The sequence below is a fragment of the Thiomicrospira sp. genome (genome assembly GCF_036568485.1).
Classification (GTDB): domain Bacteria; phylum Pseudomonadota; class Gammaproteobacteria; order Thiomicrospirales; family Thiomicrospiraceae; genus Thiomicrospira.
Genome location: NZ_DATCSL010000106.1, coordinates 1 through 6,742 on the forward strand (window position 1 = coordinate 1; position 6,742 = coordinate 6,742).

7 protein-coding genes and 1 pseudogene are annotated in these 6,742 nt (G+C 43.0%); 1 reads left to right on the top strand and 7 read right to left on the bottom strand.

What is annotated here, in order from left to right; all coding sequences use genetic code 11:
- Positions 1 to 122 (top strand): annotated as a pseudogene (locus tag VIM91_RS10120) (elongation factor P); the annotation flags it as partial.
- A gap of 108 nt (positions 123 to 230) precedes the next feature.
- Here VIM91_RS10120 and VIM91_RS10125 read toward each other — a convergent pair.
- The 7 genes from VIM91_RS10125 to VIM91_RS10155 form a co-directional block, all read right to left on the bottom strand.
- Complete coding sequence (locus VIM91_RS10125) at positions 231 to 1,433, bottom strand: methyl-accepting chemotaxis protein (protein WP_331864700.1); 1,203 nt, start codon at positions 1,431 to 1,433, stop codon at positions 231 to 233.
- Between the two features lie 104 nt (positions 1,434 to 1,537).
- Positions 1,538 to 2,692, bottom strand: a complete 1,155-nt coding sequence (locus VIM91_RS10130) for a GNAT family N-acetyltransferase (protein ID WP_331864701.1) — start codon at positions 2,690 to 2,692, stop codon at positions 1,538 to 1,540.
- A gap of 52 nt (positions 2,693 to 2,744) precedes the next feature.
- Positions 2,745 to 3,146: a GFA family protein gene (locus VIM91_RS10135; RefSeq protein WP_331864702.1), complete on the bottom strand. Its 402-nt coding sequence runs from the start codon at positions 3,144 to 3,146 to the stop codon at positions 2,745 to 2,747.
- Positions 3,147 to 3,253: 107 nt separating this feature from the next.
- Entirely contained in the window at positions 3,254 to 4,294 is a 1,041-nt protein-coding gene (locus VIM91_RS10140; RefSeq protein WP_331864703.1) for a DUF2157 domain-containing protein, read from the bottom strand.
- Between the two features lie 28 nt (positions 4,295 to 4,322).
- Complete coding sequence (locus VIM91_RS10145) at positions 4,323 to 4,532, bottom strand: DUF3820 family protein (protein ID WP_331864704.1); 210 nt, start codon at positions 4,530 to 4,532, stop codon at positions 4,323 to 4,325.
- A 117-nt stretch (positions 4,533 to 4,649) separates the two neighbouring features.
- Complete coding sequence (locus VIM91_RS10150; protein WP_331864705.1) at positions 4,650 to 5,213, bottom strand: mechanosensitive ion channel family protein; 564 nt, start codon at positions 5,211 to 5,213, stop codon at positions 4,650 to 4,652.
- A 343-nt stretch (positions 5,214 to 5,556) separates the two neighbouring features.
- Positions 5,557 to 6,633, bottom strand: coding sequence for a hypothetical protein (locus VIM91_RS10155; RefSeq protein WP_331864706.1), 1,077 nt, complete (start codon positions 6,631 to 6,633; stop codon positions 5,557 to 5,559).
- Positions 6,634 to 6,742 lie beyond the last annotated feature (109 nt).

The following is a 6,742-nucleotide window of genomic DNA, read 5'->3' on the forward strand; positions in this document are numbered from 1 at the left end:
GTAAAGTAATGAAAGTCGCTCGCCTACATAACGGTGCCGAGCTTCAAGTAGCGGCGTTTGTTGAGATTGGCGATAAAATCGAAATCGATACCCGTACTAACGAATTCCGCAAACGCGCTTAATTCGTCAGGCTTAAAACGCTGAAACAAAAATGTCCCTTAATTGGGGCATTTTTTTATCTCGCTAAAATCTAAACTGGCTGGTTCAGGCATTTCAGGCTTATATTAAATTTAAACCTTAAACATGCCAATCAACTGACTTAGCTGATTCGCTAACTGACCAACTTGGTTACTGGCATCCAGCGTTTTGTGTGCGCTTTTCACAACCTTTTCGGATGCATCACTGACTTTGTTTAAATTACTGTCCACCAAATCAGCGTGTTGAGACTGCTGAATACTGGATTCAACAATCTGTAAGTTCTTATGATTAATCGTCGCCACCGCGCTTTCAATCGAACTTAACGACTGACCCGCCGTGTTAGCTTGTTCGACACTTAAACGAGCTTGTTCACGCCCTTCTGTCATCGCCTTGGCGGCTTCTCTTGACACTTTGGCAAGGTGTGAAATGGTCGATTCAATTTCCAAGGTAGATTCTTGAGTACGGCTTGCCAAGGTTCGAACCTCATCCGCCACCACCGCAAAACCGCGCCCATGTTCACCCGCACGAGCCGCTTCAATCGCGGCATTTAACGCTAACAAATTAGTTTGTTCAGCAATATCTTGAATCACACCCAACACATTCGAAATTTCAATGCTGTCTTTTTCTAAACGTTTAATTACCTCAGCGGCCGCATCCACCTGGCTGGCTAGTTGGTTAATAGAACGTGTCGAATCTTCAACATTTTTGCGACCCTGCTGAGATTGTTTATTCGCCACTTCGGCGGCGTTTAAAGCGTCTTTAGCTTGCAGCGAGACTTTCTCTAATGCTTCACGCATCGACTGCATCGCCAATACCATTTTTTGCGTATCTTGCTTTTGCAAGTCCACATCTTGTTGGGTGACCTCAACCTCTTGTAACATCGTCAAAGCGGCATGATTCATGTGCGACGACACGTCGTAAATCTTCTGCACCATAAAACGCAAGTTATGCGTCATGATGTTAAAGCTATCAGCCATCTCACCAATAAAATCGTGACTATTAAACTCACACTTAACTGAAATATCGTTATGGCTGATCGATTTCGCGACTTCGCCAATACGTTGAAGACGTTTAAGTAACATCTTGTTTAATAGCCAGAAATTGAATATCCCAATACTCACACCCGCCGCAATACAGGCAATCACAAACCAAATCAGCATGCCTGGTTTCCACTCGACAAAGAGATTGGCAAAAATCGGAAACACTAAGCCCATAACAATGCCAAAGCCTAAAAAGGCTAAAAACATATTTCTAAGAATACTAGGCTGTTTGAAATTGAAATTAAACGTAATCACAACGGCTCTCCAGAGCTTGATCTAAAAGGTTTCGCTAACTGATTGGAATATTAGCAATAACCAGGCCATATTGATATAGATCAACAAACATAAGACTGGTTAAATTATTGAAATGGTGTGTGAGATTGGCAATCCGCATAATAATCCTCAATCATGCGCTGCTCTTCTAGTAGAAAACCGGTCAGCGCGTCTTGAAACGGATTCGGCGTTAACCAGTGTGCCGACTGGCTGATAATCGGTTCAAACCCACGCGCAATTTTATGTTCACCGCCAGCGCCCGGCTCAAACCGCTTTAAGCCTTTTTCGATCGCAAACTCAATGCCTTGGTAATAACAGGCTTCAAAATGCAGACTGTTTACCTCGTCTATGCAACCCCAATGACGACCAAATAAAACCGAATCGCTCACAAACATCAGCGAACTGGCAATCGTTTCCCCATCCCGATCCGCCATTACCAATAACACCTGTTCTGGCAAAGCCTGCGCGACCGCCTGGAAAAAGCCTTGGTTTAAGGTGGCTAAACTGTGTTTTTCGCTAAAGGTTTTTTGATAAAAATAGGCAAAATCCTGCCAATCTTGTTCGCTGGCGGTGTGACCATTTAAGCGTCGCAAAGTCACGCCCGCCTCTTCAACTTTGCGGCGTTCTTGTTTGATATTCTTGCGTTTTTTGGGTTTAAGCTGCGCTAGAAAATCATCAAAAGTTTGGTAGTCGCGGTTAAACCAATGAAAATGGCAATCGTGGCGAATCAGCCAATCGGATTGAGCCGACAACCAGGCCTGGTCGTTCGGTTCTGCATAATGCTCGGCAAATAAAATATGCCAACCACTCACACCCTGCTCTTCTGCTATTAGTTGTAAATGTTTAACTAATAACGCACGGATTTGATCCGGCGTGTAAGGATCATTTAAATCAGGACTAATCAGAAATCGCTGCCCCGTCACCGGCGCATAAGGAATCGAACTCACCCATTTTGGGAAATAAGCCAAACCCACCGATTGCCACGCCTGCGACCAGGCCTGGTCAAATACAAACTCACCATAAGAATTAGTTTTCGCATACAAAGGCATCGCCGCAATCAAACGGCCTTGATCATATAACGCGACATGCTGCGGATACCAACCAAATTCCGCACTCACGCACTGGTGATCCTCCAGCGCCTGCAAAAACTCATGACGCAAAAACGGATTGTTATCCACCACCAACCCATTCCAGGCCTGGCGATCAATATCCGCAATGCGTTGATTTAAACGTAATTCCATATCACCAGCCCTGCTATAGAGTTTATATACCACTTGATTATATGATGGTAGCTCAATCTGGCAGTTCTTCGAACTTTGGCACCTCTCCTAAGCCCTCATCCCAAGCCGCTTTGCTGGATAAAAAAATGTGTGCCGTTGGCAACATAGTGACTTCAGTGTCCAAGCACCCTGCCGGAACAACGAGCCTATCTGCCATTTGAGTACTTGGCAATGCTGAACCACACAGCTTACAAAAGCTCTTATTATGGCGAGTACCTGGGAGCGTAAAGGAAGTCACAGCATCTGCACCCGATTGCCAGACCAATTTAGCTGAATTTGAGAATAGATTTGCTGCATGAGCTGAGCCTGTATCTTTTTGACAGTGCTGACAATGACACAGGTAAAAGCTGTCAAACTCACCTTTTACCGCAAATTTCACTGTGCCACACAGACAAGAACCGAAATGATCCGTCATAAAAACCCTTCCATACACTCTGTTTTAACGTCTTTGAACTAAACGTAATTCCATAAGCACCAGGCCTGGTGGTGGGTGAAAGTCTCATAAAACCAACACGCCGCAGCCTAGAATGAATGCTGCTTTTCGATCAATTGTTTCAAGGCTTGTGGCATTAAGCCTCGTAGATAGCCACTAATATTAGCTTCATGTCGCTGCCAATAGATACCAAGCAAAATAACACCAAGCCCCATCAATGTCAGCACAAAAGGAAACAACATACTGTCTTTGAATACATCATAAGCTAAGTGCCCAAGGTAGCCAGCCGCGCCCAGCCCACCAAACACAGCAAAAACTCTACGTGAAAGAATCGCACCAACGACAATCATTAGCAGATTGATGCATAAATAGATGAATTTGCTCAGTTCGCTGTCTGAGTTCATAAACGACAAGGCACCCCAAAAGGTGACCACGCCAAACAGGTAAAGCCAATAAGCGTAGTCTTTTTGTTGGCGGGTTTGAATATCAACCCAAAAAGCCAATACGAGCATGAGAAGGCCAAATATCAGCGAGACTAACTTTCGAAGCTCAAAAGTCAAATCCTCATTGTTAAACAAGAATGGGGTAAGGTCCATGCTCATATACCAAAGCGTCACCGCAACCGGCATCACCAAAAAAGGCAAACGATAACGCCACAACATAAGCGCGCCCACGGCCAGTGTCGCCAGCTCCATAAACATCCAGCGTCCATCAATCAGGCGGTGCAAATCACGATAAACATGCTCGGCTTCCCACCAACCTAATGCAACTTGCAAGCCATACACCGCCAAAGGTGTTAGCACCACCACAAACGAAGCCGTAATGCCTGCTGGAATGGAGAGTTTACTGCGGTTTAACAAAAACTCCGTTAACCAAAGCCCGGCTCCGGCATAAGCAAGCGCAATAAAAAACAAACCCCATCCGCCAAAACGCTCCCAACCCAGCGTCATAAATAAACTCATCGCGCCAATCGCCGTCAGGCCACCGGCGTAATATAGGATATGAGAAAAACGAAAACTCGGCGTATCCATCCCCCGCTCACTCAAAAACATCCAAAGCTTGTCGGCCTGCTGCGGACTTATCAAGCCATCTTCAGCCGCCTCATTAAGTTGACTACGTTTCAAGTCCATCCGAATCCCCTTTCTCTATTCAAAAAGCTTATTTTCTTAACGGATCAAGAAGGTGCTTTAAACCATTGTGATCTAACTCCTGCATTAGAGCCAATAACTGCCCTAAATGACCAGATGGAAAGCCCTCACGCGCAAACCAATTAAGGTAATTTCCTGGCAAATCAGCAATAATTCGCCCCTTGTATTTGCCATAAGGCATAGCGACGGTAACGAGTTTTTGTAAGTTTTCTGGATTCATAAGTTAAAGTTTAGAGATAAGTATTTATTAAGAATTTGGTCCTTGGTTATAGAGACGCACCTTTCAGTCGCGTTTAAGGGGAGTATCCCCTTTTATCAAAAGCCATGACGGATATATTTAATCTGCTTTACGCTTTTTCCAGTTAAGCGCTTGTATTGAAGGCTTTGATTTCAAAGGTTTAATTTTCTTTACTGGTTTTTGCAATAACAGGTTGTTTGGATAGACTAACGTATGCCCTTCATCGTCGCGCACATGAATCTGAAACATGCCAATTTCTAACAACTCACCTTTCACTGAGTTAACGCCATCCACAATCTCTATCGAATCCCCGACTCTTGCCGGAAAAGTAAAGAACACGATAACACCCGATGTTAAGTTGCTTAAAATCGACCACTGGGCAAATAACGCCACACCTAACACCGCTAACACAGAGGTAGCAACCAACCACAAACCACGATAATCCACACCCCAGATCATCGTCACCAACACAAACAAAACAACTAACATTAACACCTTAAAGTAACGCACCACCTGCTCAACCCGCACTTTTCGTTTGCTGTGCTGTGCCGCCCAAGAGCGAACGCCCTTGGCGACTAACTTAAAGACCATTAAATAGGCAATAAATACGCCTAGCGTAAAGGCCAACTGTGTTACCCAGCGATACTGCTCAAATAAATCCATATACTTAACTCTTAAATAGTCACCACCAGGCCTGGTGGTTTGAAAGGAATAATATCAAATTGCGGCTTTTAAGTTTCTGAAGTTGTTACGGAGAGTTAAAAGTCTTCGTAGAAAATACTTTTTTTCATTTCTTGTTTGTACTATTTCCCATGAAACGGGAACGCAATCCATTAACGCTTTATCAAGTTAATGGGTAGTGTCCCCTTTTTTATACCTGCTAATTGTATTCGCTTAACGCCAAGCTCACCGGTACAAATTGCGGAGAGCGTTTTTGTGTGAAAATGGAGCGTAACGACTCACACAAAAAAGAGCGTATCAATATGTATCCGCGTGCAGCTTTTTGTTAGAATTTTTCACTTAGCAGTCCTAAACGGTTTATGATTACCCCACGAGCAAATTTAAGTTTATCAACTAGACTAGCTTGCGTCTTGGGAGCCTCATGTGAATTGCCAAGTGAACAATAGCTACCATCAGAAACAAGGCCAATTTCGCAATTCCCATGTATCGAGTTAAGGATAAGCATTTTGTCTTCATTTTCTTTAACAGGAGCTTTTAGAAATCTATTAAAGTAGTTACTTTCCTCATTCTTCCTGATATGGCTAACTTTAGAACAATAATTTTCACTACATCTAACGCTAAGTTCATGAAAGAGAGTGTTGAAAATTGGCTCATAGCGATTAAATTTATATTTATCAGGTAGCTCTGCACTCGATTCAGAGAACTCTTCAGGATTGAACAGCAATTTAGCAGTTACCTCCTCACCAGATCTAAGAAGAAGACATTGCATAATATAAGACAACCCATGAATCAATGGAGCTTGGTCTCTATTCAAAGCACTACATTTAAATATAAATGGATATACATTTAGCATTCCAGTTGCAGCAACGGAGAACAGCCTAACTTCATCTAAGTCTAACCCCCATTGGTGGTTAACTAAATCCCCATAAGCCACCTCAGCCAAAACCGCAATTAAAGTGAGATACGAGTCTTCATAATACTCCCCCCTTTTCTCCCACAACTCATCTAGCTCCCCACCAGCAGGAAGAAGCATTAAGTTTGAAAATTTGGACTCAATAACTTTACAACGACCACTAAATGCAAGTGAGGATGGAAGGAACTTAGCTAAGGTTCGCGGGTTTTTTCTTAGAAGAAGTTCTAGATCGTGCCCTTGCCAAACTGAAATACTTGGTGTTTTATGAGTGTTTTGAAAGTCTTTGATCCAATCTAATGTAGAATTGGAAATAGTAGCATTTGTGATAATTAGGACATTATCTTTAGTGTTGTTTCCAGAGGCATTCATTATCGTACCTTGGACCTGCAATTTTTCTAATTGTTTTTTTCGATATTTTACTTCAAACCAGTATTTTTCTTCTTTGGAAGCTGCAGGTATGAACTGGTCTAATAGAAACGGACACTTCAATGAGAGACAATAGATGTTGTCGAATCTAGGAGTGGTTATGAGTCAGAAGCGAGTTTATAAAACTTACACCAAAGAATTTAAACAAGAAGCGGTCGCGCTTGTCACTGAG